22 protein-coding genes are annotated in these 23,943 nt (G+C 61.2%); 11 read left to right on the forward strand and 11 right to left on the reverse strand.

What is annotated here, in order from left to right:
* Positions 1-103: 103 nt before the first annotated feature.
* The 6 genes from pqqA (at position 104) to V9L13_RS18080 (ending at position 5,253) form a co-directional block, all read left to right on the forward strand.
* Positions 104-178, forward strand: coding sequence for a pyrroloquinoline quinone precursor peptide PqqA (gene pqqA, locus V9L13_RS18055; RefSeq protein ID WP_003422658.1), 75 nt, complete (start codon positions 104-106; stop codon positions 176-178).
* 81 nt (positions 179-259) lie between these two features.
* The gene (gene pqqB, locus V9L13_RS18060) at positions 260-1,171 is read left to right on the forward strand and encodes a pyrroloquinoline quinone biosynthesis protein PqqB (RefSeq protein WP_103520389.1); all 912 of its coding nucleotides are present in this window, start codon (positions 260-262) and stop codon (positions 1,169-1,171) included.
* Positions 1,172-1,307: 136 nt separating this feature from the next.
* Entirely contained in the window at positions 1,308-2,060 is a 753-nt protein-coding gene (pqqC, locus tag V9L13_RS18065; RefSeq protein WP_096796665.1) for a pyrroloquinoline-quinone synthase PqqC, read from the forward strand.
* A complete protein-coding gene (gene pqqD / locus V9L13_RS18070; RefSeq protein ID WP_003228880.1) occupies positions 2,057-2,332 on the forward strand; it encodes a pyrroloquinoline quinone biosynthesis peptide chaperone PqqD in 276 nt (91 codons plus the stop codon). Before pqqC ends, pqqD begins: the two co-directional genes overlap by 4 nt.
* Positions 2,304-3,476: a pyrroloquinoline quinone biosynthesis protein PqqE gene (gene pqqE, locus V9L13_RS18075; protein WP_134787479.1), complete on the forward strand. Its 1,173-nt coding sequence runs from the start codon at positions 2,304-2,306 to the stop codon at positions 3,474-3,476. Before pqqD ends, pqqE begins: the two co-directional genes overlap by 29 nt.
* Positions 3,442-5,253, forward strand: coding sequence for a S9 family peptidase (locus V9L13_RS18080; protein WP_338800155.1), 1,812 nt, complete (start codon positions 3,442-3,444; stop codon positions 5,251-5,253). Before pqqE ends, V9L13_RS18080 begins: the two co-directional genes overlap by 35 nt.
* A 133-nt stretch (positions 5,254-5,386) precedes the next feature.
* Here the strand turns inward: V9L13_RS18080 and V9L13_RS18085 are convergent, their stop codons facing one another.
* Positions 5,387-5,545 carry a YqaE/Pmp3 family membrane protein gene (locus tag V9L13_RS18085; RefSeq protein ID WP_003228885.1) on the reverse strand — a complete coding sequence of 53 codons (159 nt, stop codon included), beginning with the start codon at positions 5,543-5,545 and terminating at the stop codon, positions 5,387-5,389.
* A gap of 196 nt (positions 5,546-5,741) precedes the next feature.
* Complete coding sequence (locus V9L13_RS18090; protein WP_338800156.1) at positions 5,742-7,025, reverse strand: aminotransferase class III-fold pyridoxal phosphate-dependent enzyme; 1,284 nt, start codon at positions 7,023-7,025, stop codon at positions 5,742-5,744.
* Between the two features lie 169 nt (positions 7,026-7,194).
* Between V9L13_RS18090 and V9L13_RS18095 the strand changes: the two genes are divergently transcribed.
* Positions 7,195-8,124 carry a LysR family transcriptional regulator gene (locus V9L13_RS18095; protein ID WP_045122656.1) on the forward strand — a complete coding sequence of 310 codons (930 nt, stop codon included), beginning with the start codon at positions 7,195-7,197 and terminating at the stop codon, positions 8,122-8,124.
* A gap of 227 nt (positions 8,125-8,351) precedes the next feature.
* Here V9L13_RS18095 and V9L13_RS18100 read toward each other — a convergent pair whose 3' ends face one another.
* From V9L13_RS18100 to bioB, 9 genes are all read right to left on the reverse strand, one after another.
* On the reverse strand, positions 8,352-10,130 hold the full coding sequence (locus tag V9L13_RS18100) for an acyl-CoA dehydrogenase C-terminal domain-containing protein (RefSeq protein ID WP_027610696.1): 1,779 nt from the start codon (positions 10,128-10,130) through the stop codon (positions 8,352-8,354).
* A gap of 188 nt (positions 10,131-10,318) precedes the next feature.
* The gene (locus tag V9L13_RS18105) at positions 10,319-11,608 is read right to left on the reverse strand and encodes a GGDEF domain-containing protein (RefSeq protein WP_338800157.1); all 1,290 of its coding nucleotides are present in this window, start codon (positions 11,606-11,608) and stop codon (positions 10,319-10,321) included.
* 192 nt (positions 11,609-11,800) lie between these two features.
* Positions 11,801-13,606 (reverse strand): phenylacyl-CoA dehydrogenase, encoded by a 1,806-nt coding sequence (locus V9L13_RS18110; protein WP_338800158.1) that lies wholly within the window; start codon positions 13,604-13,606, stop codon positions 11,801-11,803.
* A 276-nt stretch (positions 13,607-13,882) separates the two neighbouring features.
* Entirely contained in the window at positions 13,883-14,179 is a 297-nt protein-coding gene (locus V9L13_RS18115; protein ID WP_041069983.1) for a hypothetical protein, read from the reverse strand.
* A 109-nt stretch (positions 14,180-14,288) separates the two neighbouring features.
* Positions 14,289-14,969, reverse strand: coding sequence for a dethiobiotin synthase (gene bioD / locus V9L13_RS18120; RefSeq protein ID WP_003228900.1), 681 nt, complete (start codon positions 14,967-14,969; stop codon positions 14,289-14,291).
* On the reverse strand, positions 14,966-15,778 hold the full coding sequence (gene bioC, locus V9L13_RS18125; RefSeq protein ID WP_338800159.1) for a malonyl-ACP O-methyltransferase BioC: 813 nt from the start codon (positions 15,776-15,778) through the stop codon (positions 14,966-14,968). The genes bioD and bioC overlap by 4 nt, the downstream gene beginning before the upstream one ends.
* Positions 15,771-16,502, reverse strand: a complete 732-nt coding sequence (locus V9L13_RS18130) for an alpha/beta fold hydrolase (RefSeq protein ID WP_338800160.1) — start codon at positions 16,500-16,502, stop codon at positions 15,771-15,773. The genes bioC and V9L13_RS18130 overlap by 8 nt, the downstream gene beginning before the upstream one ends.
* Positions 16,495-17,673, reverse strand: a complete 1,179-nt coding sequence (bioF, locus tag V9L13_RS18135; RefSeq protein WP_338800161.1) for an 8-amino-7-oxononanoate synthase — start codon at positions 17,671-17,673, stop codon at positions 16,495-16,497. Before bioF ends, V9L13_RS18130 begins: the two co-directional genes overlap by 8 nt.
* A 146-nt stretch (positions 17,674-17,819) precedes the next feature.
* A complete protein-coding gene (gene bioB, locus V9L13_RS18140; protein ID WP_103486447.1) occupies positions 17,820-18,875 on the reverse strand; it encodes a biotin synthase BioB in 1,056 nt (351 codons plus the stop codon).
* Positions 18,876-18,966: 91 nt separating this feature from the next.
* Here bioB and V9L13_RS18145 point away from each other — a divergent pair, with 91 nt between their 5' ends.
* The 4 genes from V9L13_RS18145 (at position 18,967) to V9L13_RS18160 (ending at position 23,813) form a co-directional block, all read left to right on the forward strand.
* Positions 18,967-19,701, forward strand: coding sequence for a ComF family protein (locus V9L13_RS18145; protein ID WP_338800162.1), 735 nt, complete (start codon positions 18,967-18,969; stop codon positions 19,699-19,701).
* Positions 19,702-19,891: 190 nt separating this feature from the next.
* Positions 19,892-20,656 (forward strand): TOBE domain-containing protein, encoded by a 765-nt coding sequence (locus V9L13_RS18150; RefSeq protein WP_338800163.1) that lies wholly within the window; start codon positions 19,892-19,894, stop codon positions 20,654-20,656.
* 71 nt (positions 20,657-20,727) lie between these two features.
* Positions 20,728-22,629 carry a PhoX family phosphatase gene (locus tag V9L13_RS18155; protein WP_338800164.1) on the forward strand — a complete coding sequence of 634 codons (1,902 nt, stop codon included), beginning with the start codon at positions 20,728-20,730 and terminating at the stop codon, positions 22,627-22,629.
* Between the two features lie 209 nt (positions 22,630-22,838).
* Positions 22,839-23,813 carry a serine/threonine protein kinase gene (locus tag V9L13_RS18160; protein ID WP_027610685.1) on the forward strand — a complete coding sequence of 325 codons (975 nt, stop codon included), beginning with the start codon at positions 22,839-22,841 and terminating at the stop codon, positions 23,811-23,813.
* The last annotated feature ends 130 nt before the right edge of the window (positions 23,814-23,943 follow it).

Genomic DNA, 23,943 nt, shown 5'->3' on the forward strand with positions numbered 1-23,943 from the left:
ATTTTGAGTAACATAGCAGCCTAACTATTTGGAACATCCCTGCGCGGCCATGGACTATACCTATGGATAGCGCTATCCCACCCACCCAATGAGGAGTCACCTTATGTCCTGGACAAAACCGGCTTACACCGACCTGCGTATCGGCTTCGAAGTCACCATGTACTTCGCCAGCCGCTGAGTTCTGCCTACGCAGACTTGCAGTGCAACGCCTCGGCTCGCCGGGGCGTTTTATTTTCAGCGTTGAAAGATGGGAGCGTTCATGTTCGTCCAGATTCTGGGTTCGGCCGCCGGTGGCGGATTTCCGCAGTGGAACTGCAACTGCGTCAATTGCGCAGGCTTTCGCGACGGCAGCCTGAATGCCAAGGCCCGCACCCAATCGTCCATCGCGATTTCCGATGACGGTGTGAACTGGGTGCTGTGCAACGCTTCGCCGGACATCCGCGCGCAACTGCAGAGCTTCGCCCCGATGCAACCGGGCCGAGCCCTGCGCGACACCGGCATCAGCGCGATCATCCTGATGGACAGCCAGATCGACCACACCACCGGCCTGCTCAGCCTGCGCGAAGGCTGCCCGCATCAGGTCTGGTGCACGGACATGGTTCACGAAGACCTGAGCACCGGTTTCCCGCTGTTCAAGATGCTGACCCACTGGAACGGCGGACTGAACTGGAACCGCATCGAGCTCGACCAGAGCTTCACCGTTGCAGCCTGCCCGAACCTGCGCTTCACCCCGCTGCCGTTGCGCAGCGCCGCGCCACCGTATTCGCCGCACCGTTTCGACCCGCACCCGGGCGACAACATTGGCCTGATCGTCGAAGACCTCAACACCGGCGGCAAACTGTTTTACGCCCCTGGGCTGGGCAAGGTTGACGCGCCGCTGCTGGAGATCATGGCCGGCAGCGATTGCCTGCTGGTTGACGGCACAATGTGGGATGACGATGAAATGCAGCGCCGTGGCGTCGGCACCCGCACCGGTCGCGAGATGGGCCATTTGGCACAGAACGGCCCCGGCGGCATGCTCGAAGTGCTGGAGCAGCTGCCCGAGCAGCGCAAGGTGCTTATCCACATCAACAACACCAACCCGATTCTCGATGAAGATTCGCCGGAGCGTGCGGAGCTGGCGCGGCGTAATGTTGAAGTGGCGTTTGATGGCATGAGTATTGTGCTGTAGCGGATGGCCTCTTCGCGAGCAAGCCCGCTCCCACATTGGATCTGTGGCGTTCACAAACCCTGTGGGAGCGAGCTTGCTCGCGAAGACGTCCGAACAGACACCCAGTATTCCAACGGTTGTTCCCCGGAGAACCGCAATGACCGACACCCCCCTGTCCCCCAGCGAATTCGAAGCCGCCCTGCGCGCCAAAGGCGCCTACTACCACATCTACCACCCATATCACGTGGCGATGTACGAAGGCCGTGCCACCCGCGAGCAGATTCAGGGCTGGGTCGCTAACCGCTTCTACTATCAGGTGAACATCCCCCTGAAAGACGCGGCGATCCTCGCCAATTGCCCGGATCGCGAGATTCGCCGGGAGTGGATTCAACGCCTGCTCGACCACGATGGCGCCCCCGGTGAAGACGGCGGCATTGAAGCCTGGCTGCGGCTCGGTCAAGCGGTCGGCCTCGACCCGGATCAACTGCGCTCCCAGGAACTGGTGCTGCCCGGCGTGCGTTTCGCCGTCGACGCCTACGTCAACTTCGCCCGCCGTGCCAGTTGGCAGGAAGCCGCCAGCAGCTCGTTGACCGAACTGTTCGCGCCGCAGATCCACCAGTCGCGCCTCGACAGCTGGCCGCAGCATTACCCGTGGATCGACCCGGCCGGTTACGAATATTTCCGCACCCGCCTCGGTCAGGCGCGGCGCGATGTCGAGCATGGTCTGGCGATCACGCTCGAGCACTACAAGACCCGCGAGGGTCAGGAGCGCATGCTGGAAATTCTCCAGTTCAAACTGGACATTCTTTGGAGCATGCTCGATGCCATGAGCATGGCTTACGAACTGAACCGCCCGCCCTATCACAGCGTCACCGAGCAGCGGGTCTGGCACAAAGGAATCACCCTATGAGTTTTGATCGCAGCAAGATCCCGACCTGGCGTCCCGGCTACCGTTTTCAGTATGAACCGGCGCAAAAAGGCCACGTGCTGCTCTACCCCGAGGGCATGATCAAGCTCAACGACAGCGCCGCGCTGATCGGCGGCTTGATCGACGGTGAACGCGATGTCGCGGCGATCATCGCCAAACTCGACGAGCAGTTCCCCGGCGTGCCTGAGCTCGGTGAAGACATCGAGCAATTCATGGAGGTTGCCCGTGCGCAGCACTGGATCGAACTTGCCTGAGGCATCGGTGCAAGTACCGCCAAAACCTGAAGTCGGCCTGCCGCTGTGGTTGCTCGCCGAGCTGACCTACCGCTGCCCGCTGCAATGCCCGTACTGCTCCAATCCGCTGGACTTCGCCGAGCAGGGCAAAGAGCTGAGCACCGAGCAGTGGATCAAGGTGTTCCGCGAAGCGCGGGAGATGGGCGCGGCGCAACTGGGCTTTTCCGGTGGCGAACCGCTGGTACGTCAAGACCTCGCCGAGCTGATCCATGAAGCGCGGCAATTGGGGTTCTACACCAACCTGATCACCTCCGGCATCGGCCTCACCGAGCAGAAGATCAGCGACTTCAAGAAGGCTGGTCTCGATCACATCCAGATCAGTTTCCAGGCCAGTGACGAGCAAGTGAACAACCTGCTCGCCGGCTCGAAAAAGGCCTTCGCGCAGAAACTGGAAATGGCTCGTGCGGTGAAGGCCCACGGCTATCCGATGGTGCTGAACTTCGTCACCCACAGGCACAACATCGACAAGATCGACCGCATCATCGAGCTGTGTATTGCGCTCGAAGCAGACTTCGTCGAACTCGCCACCTGCCAGTTCTACGGCTGGGCACAGCTCAACCGTGTCGGCCTGTTACCGACCAAGGAACAGCTGGTGCGTGCCGAACGCATCACCAACGAATACCGCGCCAAACTGGAAGCCGAAGGGCATCCGTGCAAGCTGATATTCGTCACCCCGGACTACTACGAAGAACGCCCGAAAGCCTGCATGAACGGCTGGGGCAGCATCTTTCTGACGGTGACTCCGGACGGCACTGCCCTGCCCTGTCATGGCGCCCGACAGCTGCCGGTACAATTTCCCAACGTGCGCGACCACAGCATGCAGCACATCTGGTACGACTCGTTCGGTTTCAACCGCTTTCGCGGTTACGACTGGATGCCCGAGCCGTGTCGCTCGTGCGACGAGAAGGAACAGGACTTCGGCGGCTGCCGCTGTCAGGCATTCATGCTCACGGGGGACGCGAGCAATGCCGACCCGGTGTGCAGCAAGTCTGAACATCACGGCGTGATTCTCAAGGCCCGCGAAGAAGCCGAGACCGCCACCCAGACCATCGAACAACTGGCCTTCCGTAATGAACGAAACTCACGCCTCATCGCCAAGGGCTGAGCCTTTCAGCGCCGCTCAGGCCGTCGCCGCCGGAATGGATTTCGCCGAGCTGCAACTCGGCGCCCACGGTTTGTTCTGGAATGAATATCGCCCGCAAGACGCCGCGTGCCGAATCTGGCAGTGGCGCGACGGCGTGGCGAAATGTCTGACGCCGAACGGTTTCAGCGTGCGTAGCCGGGTGTACGAATATGGCGGTGGCGCGTTTTGTCTGACGCCGGACGGAGTGGTTTTCGTCAATGAGGCGGATCAGCAGTTATATCGGCAAGCGCTTGATGGCGCGCCTGAAGCGCTGACGTCTGGCGAGTGTCGTTATGGCGATCTGCATTTTGCTTTCGGCCAGGTGCTGACGGTTGAGGAGCTGCGCGACCAGCATCGACTGGTAGCAATTGATCTGGCCGACGGCACCCGGCATTTGCTGGCTGAAGGTGCAGATTTCTATGCAGCACCGGTGATCAGCCCGGACGGTTCGCGGTTAGCGTGGATCGAGTGGAGTCGGCCGCATCAGCCGTGGACCTCCACGCGATTGACGGTGGCCGAGCGTCTGGCTGAGGGTGGCTTTGGCGCACCGCGTTGCGTGGCGGGGGCTGACCTTGAAGAATCAATCCAGCAACCGCGGTTCGACGCGCAAGGACGCTTGTTGTGCCTGACTGATCGCGGCGGTTTCTGGCAGCCGTGGGGCGAAACGTCCGACGGCTTGCATCGACTGCCCTGTGCCGAGGCCGATCATGCGCCCGCCCCGTGGCAGATGGGTGGCTGCACCTGGTTGCCGGTGGGCGATTCGTTTTTGGCTAGCTGGAGCGAAGGCGGTTTTGGTCGTCTGGCGCTCGACGGCGAGGACTTTACTGGCGACTACAGCCGCTTCCGGCATCTGGCGCTGGATCAGCAGTTCATCTACTGCATCGCCGCTTCGCCGATCAGCCCTTCGGCGGTGATCGCCATTGATCGCGCTACCCGCGAAGTGAATGTGCTGGCCGGCGGTGTGGCGCCTTTGCCGGCGGAGCGCATCAGCCGTCCGCAGACTTTGCGCTACCCGAGTGGCAGCGGTGAGGCTCACGGCTTCTTTTATCCGGCGATGAACGACGAAGCGCGACCGCCACTGGTGGTGTTCATCCACGGCGGCCCGACCTCGGCCTGCTACCCGATGCTCGACCCGCGCATTCAGTACTGGACGCAGCGTGGTTTCGCCGTCGCCGACCTCAACTATCGCGGCAGCAGCGGTTATGGTCGCGAATACCGTCAGGCGTTGCATCTGAGTTGGGGTGAGGTGGATGTCGAGGACGCCTGCGCGGTGGTGGCGTATCTGGCTGAACAAGGTCTGATCGACGGCGAGCGGGCATTTATCCGTGGTGGCAGCGCCGGGGGTTACACCACGCTGTGCGCGCTGGCGTTTCAGCAAGTGTTCCGCGCCGGCGCCAGCCTCTATGGCGTCAGCGACCCGGTGGCACTGGCCCGGGCAACCCACAAATTCGAAGGTGATTATCTCGACTGGCTGATCGGCGATCCCGAACAGGATGCCGAGCGCTACGCTGCCCGCACGCCGCTACTGCATGCGAGCAACATCCGGGTGCCGGTGATTTTCTTCCAGGGTGAACTGGATGCGGTGGTAGTGCCGCAACAGACGCGCGACATGGTCGCGGCGCTGGAGCACAACGGCATCCCGGTCGAGGCGCATTACTACGCCGAGGAACGCCATGGCTTCCGCCGCGCGGTGAATCAGGCGCATGCGCTGGAGCAGGAGTGGAAGTTTTATCGGCGGGTGATGGGGTTGGCGGACTGAGCACCGCCATAATTCAAAATATCGGTGCCTCTATCGCGAGCAGGCTCACTCCTACAGTTGACCGTGTTCACAACACAAATCTCCTGTAGGAGTGAGCCTGTTCGCGATGGCTTTTTATCTGACTCGGCAATACTCAGCGCTTGGCGATGATGTACACCGCATGCACGATCCCGGGAATGTAGCCGCACAGCGTCAGCAAAATGTTCAGCCAGAACGCCCCGCCGAACCCGACCTGCAGAAACACACCCAATGGCGGCAACAGAATAGCGATGATGATACGAATGAAGTCCATGGGTCAGCTCCTGAATGGGGGTTGGCTCACATGAGCCATACAAGCTAATCGACCTGCACCGTTCGTCAGGGTTCACTGTAAACGCCATTTGATCGCCACCATCGGGTACAAAAAAACGCCCCACGCCAAAAGAATCAGGCGTGAGGCGTGCGTTATACCGCGAGACGGTTCTTCAAATCGGGCAGGAAACTTCAGCTCAGACGGCAATCCCCTTGCGGCATTGCAGTTGCGCAGTACGCACTCGCGAGAAGGCGCGAGCCAGGCGCAGGAGCATTTCGTCGATGTTGGCCTTGCTGACGGTGAGTGCCGGGGTGAAACGCAGGCAGTTGGCTTGCGGCGCGTTGAGCAGCAGGCCTTCATGCAAGGCGGCTTTGACTACGGCATCGGCGGAACCCTCTGACAGGCTCAGTCCCCAGAACAGGCCTTGCCCGCGCAACTCGCCATGTCCGTAACGGTGCGCCAATCGCGAGAGTCCCTCGCGCAAGTGCTGGCCGTGGTCTTTGATCTGCTCGAGAAATGCCCGGTCCTGCACGCTGTCGAGCACCACCAGACCGGCCGCGGTCATCAGTGCATTGCCGTGATGAGTGCCGCCCAGTTCCCCCGCATCAAAGCAGCAGGCCTTGCCTCGGGCCAATAACGCCGCCAGAGGAACGCCGCCACCAAGGCCCTTGCCGAGTACGACGATGTCGGCGCGGACACCGTAGGACTCTTCCGCGAGCAAAGTGCCGCAGCGGCCGATGCCGGTCTGCACTTCGTCGAGGATCAGCAGAATGCCCAGCTCGCGGCACAGGCGCTCGACACCCTTGAGGTAATGCTCGGTGGCCGGAATCACCCCGGCATCGCTCTGGATCGGTTCGAGCATGATCGCCACGGTTTGCGCATCGACGGCGGCATGCAGCGCCGGCAAATCGTTGAAGGGCACCCGATCGAAACCCGGCAACAAAGGTGCGAAACGGTTGTACAGGTTGCAACTGTCCGACGCGGAAATCGTCGCCAGACTACGGCCGTGACAGCCTTGTCTGGCAACAATGATCCGCGAGGCGCCGCCACGATGCAGTTGGCCCCATTTGCGCGCCAGTTTGATCGCCGCTTCACAGGCCTCGCTGCCGCTGTTGAGCAGGTAAGCCTGATCGCTGGAGGTGCTGGCGCACAGGCGCTCGGCGAGGCTGAGCATGCCGCGGTTGTGCAGATTGAAACCGGGATTGATCAACGCCTGGGCCTGACTGGCGATGGCTTTGACCAGCGCCGAAGGGCTGTGGCCGAGGCTGTTGGCGCCGCCGGCCTGGGAGAAGTCGAGATAAGCGCGGTCGTTGCTGTCCCACAGCCATGAGCCCTGACCGCGAACGAACACCTGCTGCGGCCGTTCGACACTGGGCATCAGGCGCTCGGCATTCAGGCTGTTGCCTGCCTGGGGTGAAGCGGCCTCGAAAGCGAGGTCATCAAGACTCGGCGCTTGGCGCCGCAAACTGAAAAGATTCATTGAAACAAACCTCGTTTGAGGTTTTTTGAACTGCCTATGCAAACACTGTCGAAGCAAACGCTATTCATCGCGCTCTCTGGCCCTGTAAGCCTTGTGATTGCGGTTAGACTAGGCTCACTGACGGCTTCGGGCCATTTCGATTTACCAGCATTTTCGATAAGCGCTACTTATGGATTTCAAACAACTGCGTTATTTCGTCGCGGTCTACGAAGAGGGCCATGTCGGCCGCGCTGCCGAACGCCTGTCGATCTCGCAACCGGCGCTGTCGCAGCAGATTCGCCAGCTCGAACAGAACCTCGACGTCACCCTGTTCGAACGCAGCAGCAAACGCCTGTTGCCGACACTCGCCGCACATACGCTATACAACCACGCCCTGCCGCTGCTCGACGGTCTGCAGCGGGCGCGGGAAGCGCTGGGCAACTTCAAGGGACAGGCCCTGCGCACGCTGGCGATCGGCGTACTGCAAACCGTGCACACCAGCCTTGTGCCGCAAATGCTCGAACGGGTGCGCAAGGCGCAGCCGCATCTTGTGGTGCAGATCTATGAACTGACGGGGCTGGAGATCGAGCGCCGTTTGCTCAACGGCTCGCTGGACATCGGCATCAGCTATCTGCCGCCGCGCCAACCGGGGCTGCATGGCGTGCTGCTGTACGAAGACGAGCTGACGCTGGTCATCCCGGCGGATCACCCGCTGCGTGAATTCAAGAAAGTCTCGATGCGCCAGGCTGCGGAATTGCCGATGCTGCTGCTGGGCGAGGAGTTTCAGATCCGGCAGATCTGGCAGGCGCAACTGACCAGCCTGGGGCGGCGCCCGCAAGTACAGGCCGAGCTGAACAATATGCTGGGGATTCTCGACAGTCTGCCGCACACCAAACTGGCGACGGTGTTGCCCGGTCGCTCACAGAGGGAATACGACGAACAGGATCTGCTGTGGAAGCCGTTGAGCGAACCACGGGTGCCGCTGAAGGTTGGGCTGGTATGCCGCGACGTGCAACGCCAGCAGGCGTCTTTGGCGTTGCTGCGTACGTTGCTGGAAGAGGTGATTCAGCGTGAGGACAAACCGCTTAAAGCTGCGCCGCCACTGGATCCGCTGGCCTGAAAACTTTTCTGCAGGCAAAAGAAAACCCCGCCGAAGCGGGGCTTTGCAGACTGTTTCCCTGACATCCATTTCACTCCGCCACCCTGGCAGAATCCTACGTGTCCGTGTTGTTGCTTTGCGCTTCCTGCGCGACGTCCATGAGTTGTAGATTAGCTGTGGATCCAATCCACGCCTATGGGAGAACAGCAGCACGTCATGTAAGAGAATGCTTACATGACGTTACATCATCAGAACTGCTCAGCGTTCAGCAGGAACAACGACTCGCTGCCAGCCTTCACCGATGCACTCAGTGAGTGGATACGCGGCAGCAGACGGGCGAAATAGAAGCGCGCGGTGCCCAGCTTGCTGGCGTAGAAATCGTCCTGGGCTTCTTTGCCCAGCGCGGCTTTCGCCATCAGTGCCCACATGTAGGCATAAGCGGTGTAGCCAAACGCTTGCAAATATTCGACCGAGGCTGCGCCGATTTCGTTCGGATTGGTTTTCGCCCGATCCAGCAGCCACGCAGTCAGTTCATCGAGGGTGCTGACGGCATCGTTCAGCGGCTTGGTGAATTCGCCGAGGTCAGCGCTGGCAGTTGCGGTGAAGTGGCGAATCTCGTCAGCGAACAGCTTGTAGAACGCGCCGCCACTGCCGACGATCTTGCGCCCGACCAGGTCCAGCGCCTGAATGCCGTTGGTGCCTTCGTAGATCTGGGTGATGCGCACGTCACGCACCAGTTGCTCCTGTCCCCACTCGCGGATGTAGCCGTGGCCGCCGAAAATCTGCTGGCCGTGCACGGTGGTTTCCAGGCCCAGGTCCGTGAGGAATGCCTTGGCCACCGGAGTCAGCAACGCGACCAGGTCTTCTGCGCGCTTGCGGGTGGTCGCGTCTTCGCTGAACTTGGCGGTGTCGAGTTGCATCGCCACATAAGTGGAGAAGGCGCGACCGCCCTCGTTCGAGGCTTTCATGGTCAGCAGCATGCGACGCACGTCCGGGTGGACGATGATCGGGTCGGCAACCTTGTCCTTGTTCTGCGCGCCGGTCGGCGAACGGCTCTGCAGACGATCACGCGCATATTCGACAGCGTTCTGATAAGAGCGCTCGCCGCTGGCCAGGCCTTGAATGCCGACGCCCAGACGCTCGTAGTTCATCATGGTGAACATCGCCGCCAGACCCTTGTTCGGCTCGCCGACCAGATAACCCACGGCTTCGTCGAAGTTCATCACGCAGGTCGCGGACGCCTGGATGCCCATCTTGTGCTCGATCGAACCGCAGTTCGCCGGGTTGCGCGCGCCCAGACTGCCATCGGCATTGACCATGAACTTCGGTACCAGGAACAGCGAAATGCCTTTCGGGCCGGCCGGGGCGTCCGGCAGTTTCGCCAGCACCAGGTGAATGATGTTCTCGGTCAGGTCGTGCTCACCGCCGGTGATGAAGATCTTGGTGCCGCTGACCTTGTAGGAACCGTCGGCCTGCGGTTCGGCCTTGGTGCGAATGATGCCCAGGTCGGTGCCGGCGTGCGGCTCGGTCAGGCACATGGAACCGGCCCAGATGCCGGCGTACATGTTCGGCAGGTACGCGGCCTTCAGCTCCTCGCTGGCGTGGGCGTTGATCGACAGGCAGGCGCCGGCGGTCAGCATCGGGTACAGACCGAACGACAGGCTGGCGGAGTTGACCATTTCTTCGACCTGCGCCGAGACAGCCTTGGGCATGCCCATGCCGCCGTAGGCCGGATCGCCACCGACGCCGACCCAACCGCCTTCAGCGTAAGTCTGATAGGCCTGTGGGAAACCGGCCGGAGTGCTGACGGCGCCATCCTTCCAGTGGCAGCCTTCTTCGTCGGCTGCGCGGCTCAGGGGTGCAATGCTTTTGCTGGTGACCTTGCCGGCTTCTTCGAGAATGGCTTCTACGGTTTCTGCATCGACGGTCTCGGCCAAGGCCGGCAGTTCGGCCCAGAGTTTGGCGACTTCGAATACTTCATTGAGGACGAAGCGCATATCGCGCAGCGGCGCTTTGTAGTCAGCCATGGCAAACCTCGCAAGATCTAAACAGGTGATTCGTGGAAGAGTGTTCTCGTTGAGGCCGAGTGTACCTCAACAACTTTTGTGACACATAGGGTCAGCTGGTGACTGATTTGTTATTTTTGGTCACCAGCATTCAGCGATAAAACAAAGCCCGCAATCAGCGGGCTTTTTAGTGATGGTTGTGGCTTGATTCAGCCAGCGGCGCTGTCCATGCGCACCGCGCCGCGACGGCTCTGTCCGAACGCCATGACGCAGTTACGCCCGGCGCCCTTGGCGCTGTACAACGCCTGGTCGGCGGACTTGAGGACTTCTTCCGGGGTGCGCTGCTCGACGCGTTCGGCAACGCCGATACTGACCGTGACCGAGACACTGGAAGCACCGCTGCCGCTACGGCGCTGGCGACCTTGCTGGTCGTCCTGCGGGCGGTTCTCTTGATTGCGCAACTGGATGTTGTAGGAGGCAATCGACTCGCGGATCACTTCCAGGTGCGGCATGCATTCCTCGAGGGTTTTGCCCGCAAACACCAGGGCGAATTCCTCACCACCATAGCGATATGCCCTACCGCCGCCGCTGATTTTCGACAGTTTGCTGGCGACCAGTCGCAGCACTTGGTCACCAACATCGTGACCGTGGGTGTCGTTGAATTTCTTGAAGTGATCAACGTCGCTCATCGCCAGCACATAGTTGCGCCCCAGGCGCTGCATCCGCTCATTGAGCGCGCGGCGCCCCGGCAGACCGGTGAGTTCATCGCGGAAGGCCATTTGATAGGCCTCATGCGCCACGGCAGCCGCAACCATCAGCATCACCTGACTGCACATGATGTTCAGGGTGAATGGCAGGATGAAGGTTTTCGGCAGCATCCAGAACAAACCGAGCAAGCCGACCAGTTGCGCCGCATGCAGCGGGCGCGGGTTGCGCCAGTACTGCCAGGCCAGCAGCAGGAACGCCGAGAGGAATACCGGATAGGACATCTGGATCAGGCTCATCCAGGCGCCATGCAGCGCCGGCCAGCGGATTTCCGAGAGCCACATGAGCAGAGCCTGGGGATAACTCTGCTCAAGGCCGAGGGCGACGCTGCCGAAGGCCAGCAACACGGCGAATCGCGCCACCATGTCCTGAAACAGATGGGTACGTTCCTGCCACGCGGCGAACAGCCCGAACAGCAGCGGCAACAGCAGACAGACAAGGTGGAATACTACGGCGGCGTCTTCGCGCACTTTGCCATTGTCGCGGTAATAGTCGGTCTGGGTGTCGAGCAAAAAGTAGGCGATGTACACCGTGAGCATCAGAAACAGTTCGCGCTGACGTCGGTAAACCGCACAGTAAGCGCCGCCCAACAGCAACACCAGGGTCGGCAACACGTTGAACAGCGAAGTGAAGAATACGTTGAGGTCTTTGACGTACGCAGCCGCCAACCCCGCAAGTAACAACAGCAGTGAAGGTAGGAAATGGCTGAAACGTACAGCAGAAGAACGCGGCAAGGGTAAAGCTCCGACCCGTCATATCAAAGAGATGGCATTGTGCCTGCAATGTGGCCAGTTAAGCACACACAATGTGATCCAGATCACACGCAGTCTCTTTAACGGCAGAAAACTCGGGTTTCTGAGCGATTCAGAAACAAAAAAAACCGCTGCCCCATGGGAGCAGCGGTTTTCGTCAGACCGCGTTGAGGCTTAGTAGCCCAGTGCGAAGTCTTCTTCTTTCATGTCCATCAGGTTGTTGGCGCCCGACAGCATGGTGGCCACGTGACTACGGGTACGTGGCAGGATGCGCTGGAAGTAGAAGCGCGCGGTTTGCAGCTTGGCGGTGTAGAACGCTGCGTCGCCGGTGCCTTCTGCCAGCTTCTCGGCCGCCACACGTGCCATGTCGGCCCAGAAGTAGGCCAGGCAGGCGTAACCGGAGTACATCAGGTAGTCCACGGAGGCCGCGCCGACTTCTTCGCGATCTTTCATGGCGGCCATACCGACCTTCATGGTCAGCTCGCCCCATTCCTTGTTCAGTGCTGCCAGCGGTGCAACGAATTCTTTGACGGCTTCGTTGCCTTCGTTGTTCTGGCAGAACTTGTGGACGATCTTGGTGAAGCCTTTCAGAGCCTCGCCTTGGGTCATCAGCACTTTACGGCCCAGCAGGTCGAGTGCCTGGATGCCGGTGGTGCCTTCGTACAGCATCGAAATACGGCTGTCGCGAACGTTCTGCTCCATGCCCCACTCGGCGATGAAACCGTGGCCACCGTAGATCTGCACGCCGTGGTTGGCGGCTTCGAAACCGACTTCGGTCATGAACGCTTTGGCGATCGGCGTCATGAACGCCAGCAGTGCGTCGGCCTTCTTCTTCTCTTCTTCGTCGACGCCGTATTTGACGATGTCGACCTGCTTGGCGGTGAAGTACACCATCGCGCGGTTGCCTTCGGCGAAGGCCTTCATGGTCAACAGCATGCGACGTACGTCAGGGTGCACGATGATCGGGTCAGCAGCCTTGTCCGGCGCTTTCGGGCCAGTCAGGGAGCGCATTTGCAGACGATCGCGAGCGTATTTCAGGCCACCCTGGAAGCCGATTTCGGCGTGGGCCAGACCTTGCAGCGCGGTACCCAGACGTGCGGTGTTCATGAAGGTGAACATGCAGTTCAGGCCTTTGTTCGCCGGGCCGATCAGGAAACCGGTGGCACCGTCGAAGTTCATCACGCAGGTGGCGTTGCCGTGGATGCCCATCTTGTGTTCCAGCGAACCGCAGCTCACTGCGTTGCGCGCACCGATGGTGCCATCGGCGTTCGGCAGGAATTTTGGAACGATGAACAGAGAAATGCCTTTAGTGCCAGCCGGTGCGTCCGGCAGGCGGGCCAGTACGATGTGGACAATGTTGTCGGCCATGTCGTGTTCACCGGCCGAGATGAAGATCTTGGTGCCGGAAACCTTGTAGGAGCCATCAGCCTGAGGTTCGGCCTTGGTGCGCAGCATGCCCAGGTCGGTGCCGCAGTGCGGTTCGGTCAGGCACATGGTGCCGGTCCACTCGCCGGAAACCAGTTTGGTCAAATAGGCTTCTTGCTGCTCAGGGGTGCCGTGCTCGGAGATGGTGTTCATCGCGCCGTGCGACAGGCCTGGGTACATGCCCCACGACCAGTTGGCTTCACCGACCATTTCGCTGACGGCCAGACCCAGCGACTCCGGCAGGCCTTGACCGCCGTGCTCGACGTCATGGGCCAGGCTTGGCCAGCCGCCTTCGACGAATTGCTTGTAGGCTTCTTTGAAACCAGTCGGGGTTTTCACGCCGGACTCGCTCCAGGTGCAGCCTTCGAGGTCGCCCACGCGGTTCAGCGGTGCCAGTACCTGCTCACAAAACTTGGCGCCTTCTTCAAGAATGGCGTCAACCATGTCCGGCGTTGCTTCGGAGCAAGCTGGAAGGCTCTGATAGTGCGCTTCGTAGCCGAGCAGTTCGTCACGAACGAAGCGAATATCACGCAAGGGGGCCTTGTAGTCAGGCATAGCGATAAACCTCTGCTGATGTAACCGGGAATGAACGACCGCATTGATTTGTTGTGACGGTCAAACAGTTGTTTGAAACATACGTTTACGCCGAAATCTTGTCAAGCGTCGATCTTTTGCCGTTCGTCATCACTTTTTTCAAACGCCGGACACAGCAAACCGCCACGGACTGCAAAGCGCCACGGGCAATGAAAAAAGATTAGTTGAGGGAGAAGGACTTACAACGAAAAACGCCGCGACAAGGCGCGGCGTTCAGCAAGCGAGAGACGAGAAAACTCAGGCAAACGTATCGATGATCGTCCCGAGCATTTCATCGGAAGCCTTGGCGACCTTGGTGCCCAGCTCTACCTGAAACTTGCCCTGGGCCATTTCGGCCATGGCGCTGCCCGGATCCATTTGCTGGCTGCGGTCAATACCACGCAGACGATCCACCTGAGCCTCCGAAGACTGGCTGGTGACCGAACGTTCGATGGTGTTGTTGGCGATCTGGCTGGCCGCCTGATCAACACGATTCTGCCCGGTCTGAATGGTGCTCAAACCCGCATAAAAAGCTGTGTTACCGGTGATTTCCATGGGAGTTCTCATCCTTGGGAAGGATCAATGGCTGCCATTGAAGCAGAGGCGCCAGAAAAACACCCGTCAAAAATACTGATGGCACAGTGCCCTGTCATAGCCAAAAGCATTAATCCAGCAGATCGAGTTGCAGATGATCGGCCACAGCCTCGGCGCTGAGCGATTTCAGTTTCGGTACCCGCCCCAGACAGGGCGCCGGAAGCCGCTCGGCCAACGTCGCCAGATTCTCCTCCAGCCGCGACGTCTTCGGATCGATGATATTCGCCACCCAACCCGCCAGTTGCAGGCCATCGCGAGCAATTGCCTCGGCCGTCAGCAACGCATGGCTGATGCAGCCCAGACGCACACCCACCACCAGAATCACCGGCAGCTTCAACGCGATGGCCAGATCCGACAGATTGTCCTGATCGGCCAACGGCACCCGCCAGCCACCCGCCCCTTCGATCAACGTGAAATCGGCATTCAGCGCCAGAATTTCGCGCATCGGCGCCAGCAACGATTGCACGGTCAGCGCGACGCCGGCCTCACGCGCTGCCAGATGCGGCGCGATGGCCGGTTCGAATGCCACCGGATTGACCTGTTGATAAGTCAGCGGCACCGAACATTCAGCCAGCAGCGCCAGCGCATCGGCATTGCGCAAACCCTTGGGGGTGACCTCGCAGCCCGAAGCAACCGGTTTCCCCGCCGCCGTACTCAGCCCTGCCGAGCGCGCAGCATGCAGCAACCCGGCAGCCACGGTGGTCTTGCCGACATCGGTGTCAGTCCCGGTGATGAAATAGGCTGCGCTCATAAGGGTTTCTCCAAAACGGCGTAGACCACCTGGTAAGTCGCCGGCAATCCCTGCGCCTCACGGAACTGCTCGTAAGCCTCGATCAAGCCGAGAATCCGCGCGCGCCCGGTCAAACCACCCGGCCGACCAGGGTTCAGATTGTGCGCGCCGAGCGCCTTGAGTTCGTGGGTCAGGCTGCGTACATCCGGGTAGTGCAGCACATGCGCCTGATTCTGCAGACTCACCGTACGCAAGCCACTGGCGGCACACAACTGCTCATACCGGGCGAACTCGCGGAAGCGGTTGACGTGCACCAGACCATCGACCTGCCGCCAGCTGTCCCGCAACTCGTACAACGTCCCTACACAAAGACTAGCAAACGTAAAAATCCCACCGGGTTTCAGTACGCGAAAAGCCTCACTGAGCACCGATTCGAAGTCCGCGCACCACTGCACCGCAAGGCTGGAAAAGATCAGCTCACAGGTCGAATCCTGCAACGGCAGACGTTCCGCATCGCCAGCGATGAAATGCTGCGCCCCCCCCAAAGGACGGGCGTGATTGAGCATGCCCTCGGCGATATCCAGTGCCAGACCATGACCCTCGACAAATCGCTCGGCCATTGCGCGAGTGAAATACCCGGTGCCGCAGCCCAGATCCAGCCAGCGCGCCGGCACAAAACCCGCTGGCAAGCGTGCGAGCAACTGCGAACCGACATCACGCTGCAGCTCGGCAACGCTGTCGTAGCTGGCCGCCGCACGTGAGAAAGACGCCGCGACCTGGCGCTTGTCAGGCAAGCCGCCAGGCAGCGCAACAAGAGACAAATCAGTCATCACCGCACTCGTGTAGAAAAGCCTGGATCGCACCCGCCACGCCATGGGGGTCTTCCAGAAGAAATGCATGACTGGCCTGTTCGATCAGACCAATTTCGATATCCGGCAACAACGCGAACAACGCCCCCGCCGCTTCCGCCGGCACCAGGCCGTCCTGCCCGGCGAACAGGTGCAACTGTGGGCCGCGAAAGGCCTGCAACGCTTCACGGGTATCCAGTTGTGCGAGCAATTCCAGGCCGGCCATCAAGGTCTCGGGGGCTGCATTCGGCGCCCCGCCGAGCATCAGCCGCGACAAGCCGCGCGGATCTTGCGCGCCTTGGGCACACAGCAGCGAGAAACGTTTGAGGGTCATGCGCGGGTCGGCGCTGCAACCGGCCAAAAAAGCGTCGAACGTCTCAGCCGCCATCGCGCTCGGCCATTGCTCATGGGCGACAAACGAAGGATTGCTCGCCAGTGTCAGCAGCCCGCAGCAATGTTCTCCACGCCGCGCCGCCAACTCGCCGGCAAGCATGCCGCCGAGCGACCAACCGCCCAGCCACACGTCCTGAGGGATCCGCTCATCGAGTTCGTCGAGCCAATTCTGCAAGTCGCAAGAATCGAGTTCCGGCAACGGCTCGATCTCGACATGCAGGTGCTCGTCGAGCCCTTGCAATGCCGCGGCCAAGGGCTCCAGCGGCGAAACGCCGAGGCCCCAGCCGGGCAGCAGAATCAGGCGATTACGCATGGCTTGGCTCCGACGACAGTTGGGCAAAGCAATCGGCCAGTCCTTCTAACAATAGCTGCACCTGCGCCTCGCTGTGGGCGGCGGTCAGGGTCACGCGCAGGCGTGCACTTCCCGCCGGGACGGTAGGCGGACGGATTGCGCTGACCATCAAGCCGCGCTCGCGCAGCATCCGCGACAGGCGCACGGCGCGACCGGCATCGCCGATCAGAATCGGCTGGATCGGGGTGAAGCTGTCCATCAGTTGCAGACCGATCTGCTCGGCCCCTCGACGAAATTGGCGGATCAGCAGGTTAAGGTGCTCACGCCGCCAATGCTCGGTGCGCAGTAATTCCAGACTTTTCAGGGTCGCGCAGGCTAGCGCCGGCGGCTGGCTGGTGGTGTAGATGTAGGGCCGGGCGAACTGGATCAGGCTTTCGATCAGTTCTTCACTGCCAGCGACAAAAGCGCCAGCAGTACCGAACGCCTTGCCAAGGGTGCCGACCAGCACCGGCACATCCTCCTGACTCAGACCAAAATGCTCGACGATCCCGCCGCCATTGGCGCCGAGCGGGCCGAAGCCATGGGCATCGTCGACCATCAACCACGCGCCTTTGGCCTTGGCCTCACGCGCCAGCGCCGGCAGATCGGCGAGATCGCCGTCCATGCTGAACACTCCGTCAGTCACCACCAGCGTATTGCCGGTGGCTTTCTCCAGCCGCTTGGCCAGGCTGTCGGCGTCGTTGTGCAGGTAACGATTGAACCGCGCGCCGGACAACAGACCGGCATCCAGCAACGACGCGTGGTTGAGCCGGTCTTCCAGCACCGTATCGCCCTGCCCGACCAGCGCCGTGACCGCACCGAGGTTGGCCATGTAGCCGGTGGTGAACAGCAACGCACGGGGCCGGCCGGTGAGATCGGCGAGGGCTTCTTCCAGTGCGTGATGCGGGCCGCTGTGACCGATCACCAGATGCGACGCGCCGCCGCCCACGCCCCAGCGCTCGGCACCGTCGCGCCAGGCTTCGATCACCTGCGGATGATTGGCCAGGCCAAGGTAATCGTTGTTACAGAACGCCAGCAACGGCTGGCCGTCGACCACCACTTCAGGCCCCTGCGGGGACTCGAGCAGCGGGCGCTGACGATAGAGATTTTCGGCACGGCGGGCAGCAAGGCGTGCGGCGAGATCGAAAGACATGCAGGCCTCGACTTTCAAGTGACACAGATCTCCTGTAGGAGTGAGCCTGCTCGCGATGGCGGTGTATCAGTCGACATTATTGGTGAATGTCAGACCGCTATCGCGAGCAGGCTCACTCCTACAGGGTTTTGCGTTTCGAGCGAAGATCAGACCGCAGCGTTATAGAACTGCTCGCTGCTCTTCTGCTCCACCAACGCCTGCTCGATCGCGGCCTGATGCACCTCGTCGGAATGCTCTTCGCGCGCTTCCGGTTGAATGCCCAGGCGCGCGAACAGTTGCATGTCCTTGTCGGCCTGCGGGTTGGCGGTGGTCAGCAGTTTGTCGCCGTAGAAAATCGAGTTGGCACCGGCAAGGAATGCCAACGCCTGCATTTGCTCATTCATCGCCTCGCGGCCGGCGGACAGGCGCACGTGGGATTGCGGCATGAGAATGCGCGCCACGGCGAGCATGCGGATGAAGTCGAACGGGTCGACGTCATCGGCGTTTTCCAGCGGCGTGCCGGCGACTTTCACCAGCATGTTGATCGGCACCGACTCCGGATGCTCCGGCAGGTTGGCCAACTGGATCAGCAGGTTGGCGCGGTCGTCCAGCGACTCGCCCATGCCGAGAATGCCGCCGGAGCAGATCTTCATCCCCGACTCACGCACGTAGGCCAGCGTCTGCAAGCGTTCGCTGTAGGTGCGGGTGGTGATGATGCTGCCGTAGAACTCAGGCGAAGTATCGAGGTTGTGGTTGTAGTAATCGAGGCCAGCCTTGGCCAGCGCCTCGGTCTGTTCCTGATCGAGACGACCGAGGGTCATGCAGGTTTCCAGGCCCATGGCTTTCACGCCTTCGACCATCTTCAGCACATACGGCATGTCTTTGGCCGACGGGTGCTTCCACGCCGCGCCCATGCAGAAACGGGTCGAGCCGATGGCTTTGGCGCGGGCAGCCTCTTCGAGGACTTTCTGCACTTCCATCAGCTTTTCTTTTTCCAGGCCGGTGTTGTAGTGACCGGACTGCGGGCAGTACTTGCAGTCTTCCGGGCAGGCACCGGTCTTGATCGACAGCAGGGTGGAAACCTGCACGCGGTTAGCGTTGAAATGGGCGCGGTGCACCGTCTGCGCCTGGAACAGCAAGTCGTTGAATGGCTGTACGAAGAGCGCTTTGACTTCGGCTAAAGACCAGTCGTGACGCAGGGTGGCAGAGGTGCTGGCGCTCATGGGCAGTTCCTTGGTTATGCTTGGCTGGCGGCTGCGGGAACGGAATACCCACAGGCGCGACACGGATGTTCGGCATATTTAAGGAAGAGTCATGCGCTGTCAACCACGACACGAACAACAGGTTTACATCTGTTTAAAAAACGTACAGAGCTGCTTGCTGTGCGATGAACCCGCAGAAGCAGAAATGCCAATCTGCGTCGCCTGCGAAACCGATCTGCCCTGGCTCGGCGACCACTGCCAGACCTGCGCCTTGCCGCTGCCCGCCGCTGGACTGACTTGCGGCGGATGCCTGCTAGAGCCGCCGGCGTTCGAACAGGTGGTGGTGCCTTGGCGCTATGACTTCCCGGTGGACAGTCTGATTACGCGCTTTAAACACAACGCGAAATGGCCGTTTGGTCACCTGCTCGCCGACGTTGCCGGTCAATACCTGCAACATCGCTTCGATGAAGGTTTGCCGCGACCTGACCTGTTGGTGCCGGTGCCACTGGCGAGCAAACGTCTGCGTCAACGTGGGTTCAATCAAGCGGCAATGCTGGGGCGATGGTTAAGCCAACAGCTGGATCTGCCTTTTGAGGAACAGGCTCTACGGCGGATTCACGACACCAGCGCCCAGCAGGATCTCGACGCCAAGGCGCGCAAGCGCAACTTGCGTCACGCCTTCGCCCTGGCCCCGGACGCAGAGGTGAAAGGTCGGCACTTCGCATTGATCGATGACGTGCTGACCACCGGCGCCACGGCCCAGGCACTGGCGCGACTGTTAAAAGATGCCGGTGCAGCACGGGTTGACGTGTATTGCCTGGCGCGCACACCAAAACCGGGGACTTGAGAATCGGCACAATCCCATTGTGGGAGCGGGCTTGCTCGCGAAGAGGCCTGCACATTCAGCACCTACGGCGACTGACACACCGCCTTCGCGAGCAAGCCCGCTCCCACCGGGGGGACAGCATGTGGCTTGACTCTTGTGATGCAAGCCGCCAACTTCACTTCCCACCGCCACCGTAAAAAGCACCCAATTCATGTCCTTGCCCACCCTGTTGTCCCAGCACATCGTCCGCCGTCCGCAGCGCATCGCCCTGCTGCAACACATTGCCGAACAGGGCTCGATCACCCGCGCCGCGAAAAGCGCCGGGCTGAGTTACAAAGCCGCCTGGGATGCAATCGATGAGTTGAACAACCTGGCGCAGAAACCGCTGGTGGAACGTGCGGTCGGTGGCAAGGGCGGCGGTGGCGCCAAACTGTCCAGCGAAGGCGAACGGGTGTTGCGTCTTTATCAAAAGTTGCAGGCGTTGCAGGCGCAGGTGCTGGAAGCCGCCGAAGACGCCAGCGATCTGGATCTGCTCGGGCGCCTGATGCTGCGCACCAGCGCGCGCAACCAGTTGCACGGCAAAGTCGTCGCCATCGAAGGTCAGGGCCGCAACGACCTGATTCGCCTCGAACTGGCCGAAGGCCTGTGGATCAACGCGCAGATCACCCACGACAGCACCGTGCACCTGGAACTGCAACCGGGCACCGAAGTGGTGGCACTGATCAAGGCCGGCTGGCTTGAAGTGCTGGCCCCGGAGCAAGTTGCAACATCTGGACACAATCTTCTGCAGGGCACCATTGAAGCCATTCTCGATGCCGAGGACGGCCCCAGCGAAGTGCGCATCACCCTGCCCAACGGCCAGACGCTCTGCGCTCTGGCGGAGCCGCTGCAGCTTCGCACCCGCAAGCTGAGTGTCGAGCAACCGGTGCAAGTGCAATTTTCGCCGTCCAATGTGCTGATCGGCACGCCGCTGTAACGGACTTTCTGCAACAAAAGCTTCATCGCCCCCCATTAAGGTTGCTGCCAAAACCAAGCAGGGAGCCTGATGTGAGCCTATTAGAAGAAAACCAATCGACTGATCTGGAAAAAATGGTCGGCCTCAGCCGTCGCGGTTTCATCAGTGCCGGGGCACTGTGCGGCGCCGCCATGTTCCTCGGCGGCAACCTGCTGAGCCGCAGCGCGCTGGCCACCGGCATCAGCGCCGGCAATAGCCGCCTGCTCGGTTTCGAGAGCATTCCCGCCGCGACCACCGACGTCATCAGCCTGCCCAAGGGCTACAAGTCCTCGGTGCTGATCAGTTGGGGTCAGCCATTGCACAAGAACGGCCCGGCATTCGACCCGAGCGGCAATGGCACCGCCGCCGCCCAGGAAGTGCAGTTCGGCGACAACAACGACGGCATGAGCCTGTTCGAATTCCCCGACGACCGAAACCGTGCGTTGATGGCGATCAACAACGAATACACCAACTACCGCTACCTCTACCCGCACGGCGGCATGCCGCAATCGGCCGAAGACGTGCGCAAGGCGCTGGCCTGTGAAGGGGTGTCGGTGATCGAAGTGCAGCGCAAAAATGGTCAGTGGCAGTTCGTCCAGGGCTCGCGCTACAACCGCCGCATCCATGGCAACTCGCCGCTGCGCATCAGCGGCCCGGCGGCCGGTCATGAGCTGATGAAGACGGCCGCCGACAAGCACGGCAAGAAAGTCCTCGGCACCTTCCAGAACTGCGCCAACGGCAAGACGCCGTGGGGCACCTACCTGACCTGCGAAGAGAACTTCACCGACTGCTTCGGCAGCAGCAACGCGCAGCAGCAGTTCGATCCGGCGCAAAAGCGCTACGGCGTGTCGGCCGCCAGCCGCGAGATCAACTGGCACCCGTTCGACCCGCGGTTCGACATGGCGAAGAATCCCAACGAACTCAACCGTCACGGCTGGGTGGTCGAAATCGATCCGTTCGATCCGCAATCGACCCCGGTCAAGCGTACGGCGCTGGGTCGCTTCAAACATGAAAACGCCGCGCTGGCCGAGACCGATGATGGTCGCGCCGTGGTGTACATGGGCGACGACGAACGCGGCGAGTTCATCTACAAATTCGTCAGCCGCGACCGCATCAACCATCGCAACCCGAAAGCCAACCGCGACATTCTCGACCACGGCACGCTGTACGTGGCCAAGTTCGACGCCGGTGACGGCAACCCGGACCACCCGAAGGGCCAGGGCCAGTGGATCGAACTGACCCACGGCAAGAACGGCATCGACGCCAGCAGCGGTTTCGCCGATCAGGCCGAAGTGCTGATCCACGCCCGCCTCGCCGCCAGTGTGGTCGGCGCCACGCGCATGGACCGCCCGGAGTGGATCGTGGTCAGCCCGAAGGACGGCCAGGTTTATTGCACCCTGACCAACAACGCCAAGCGCGGCGAAGACGGGCAGCCAGTGGGCGGGCCGAACCCGCGCGCGAAGAACGTCTACGGGCAGATCCTGCGCTGGCGCACCGACCGCGACGATCACGCGTCGAAGACGTTTGCCTGGGATCTGTTCGTGGTCGCCGGCAACCCGGGTGTGCATGCCGGCACGCCGAAGGGCGGCTCGTCGAACATCACCCCGCAGAACATGTTCAACAGCCCGGACGGTCTGGGCTTCGACAAGGCCGGGCGCTTGTGGATTCTGACTGACGGCGACTCGAGCAACGCCGGGGACTTTGCCGGGATGGGCAACAACCAGATGCTCTGTGCCGATCCCAAGACCGGCGAGATTCGCCGGTTCATGGTCGGGCCGATTGGTTGCGAAGTCACCGGGATCAGCTTCTCGCCGGATCAGAAAACCCTGTTTGTCGGGATTCAGCACCCGGGCGAAAACGGCGGTTCGACCTTCCCCGAGCATCTGCCGAATGGCAAGCCGCGGTCTTCGGTGATGGCAATTACCCGTGAGGATGGCGGGATCGTCGGCGCCTGATAAATCGCTTTCGCGAGCAAGCCCGCTCCCACATTGGATCGGCTGAGTGCATGAGATGGTCGGCACACCGGAGTTCCACTGTGGGAGGGGGCTTGCTCCCGAAGAGGCCCTTCCAGGCAGCCCACTATTCAAGGCAAAACCCTCAACCTCCACAGTCTGCGCTACCATGCTGGGCCGGACGCGGCAGCCTGCTGCGCGCAGGAGTCAGCATGGCCCACCCGTTTGAAACCCTCACCCCCGACCTTGTACTCGATGCCGTTGAAAGCATCGGGTTTCTCAGTGATGCGCGCATCCTCGCGCTCAACAGCTATGAGAACCGCGTCTACCAGGTCGGTATCGAAGACTCCGAACCGCTGATCGCCAAGTTCTATCGTCCGCAGCGCTGGACCAACGAAGCCATCCTCGAAGAACACCAGTTCACCTTCGAACTGGCCGACGTCGAAATCCCGGTGGTGGCGCCGCTGATCCACAACGGCCAGACCCTGCACGAACACGCGGGTTTCCGCTTCACCCTGTTCCCCCGTCGTGGCGGTCGCGCGCCGGAGCCGGGCAACCTTGATCAGCTATACCGCCTCGGCCAGTTGCTCGGGCGCATTCATGCGGTCGGCGCGACCAAGCCGTTCGAACACCGTGAAGCACTCGGCGTGCAGAACTTCGGCCATGCCTCGCTGGCGACGTTGCTTGAAGGCAACTTCATCCCCAAGAGCCTGCTGCCAGCCTACGAGTCCGTGGCCCGCGACTTGCTCAAGCGTGTCGAAGACGTCTACGCCGCCACGCCGCACCAGAACATCCGCATGCACGGCGACTGCCACCCCGGCAACATGATGTGCCGCGATGAAATGTTCCACATCGTCGACCTCGACGACTGCCGCATGGGCCCGGCCGTGCAGGACATCTGGATGATGCTCGCCGGCGACCGTCAGGAATGCCTCGGGCAACTGTCGGAACTGATGGACGGCTACAACGAATTCCACGACTTCGATCCGCGCGAACTGGCGCTGATCGAACCGCTGCGCGCCCTGCGCCTGATGCACTACAGCGCCTGGCTGGCGCGGCGCTGGGACGACCCGGCGTTCCCGCACAGCTTTCCGTGGTTCGGCACCGAACGTTATTGGGGCGATCAGGTGTTGGCGTTGCGCGAACAGCTTTCGGCGCTGAATGAAGAACCCCTGAAACTGTTCTGATTCACCACAAACCATTGTGGGAGGGGCTTGCTCCCGAAGGCGGTGTGTCAGGCAATTATTCTGCTGCTGATACACCGCATTCGCGAGCAAGCCCGCTCCCACATTTGGCCAGTGTTCACAAATTCAAAAC

Source organism: Pseudomonas sp. RSB 5.4 (assembly GCF_037126175.1).
Taxonomy (GTDB): Bacteria; Pseudomonadota; Gammaproteobacteria; order Pseudomonadales; family Pseudomonadaceae; genus Aquipseudomonas; species Aquipseudomonas fluorescens_H.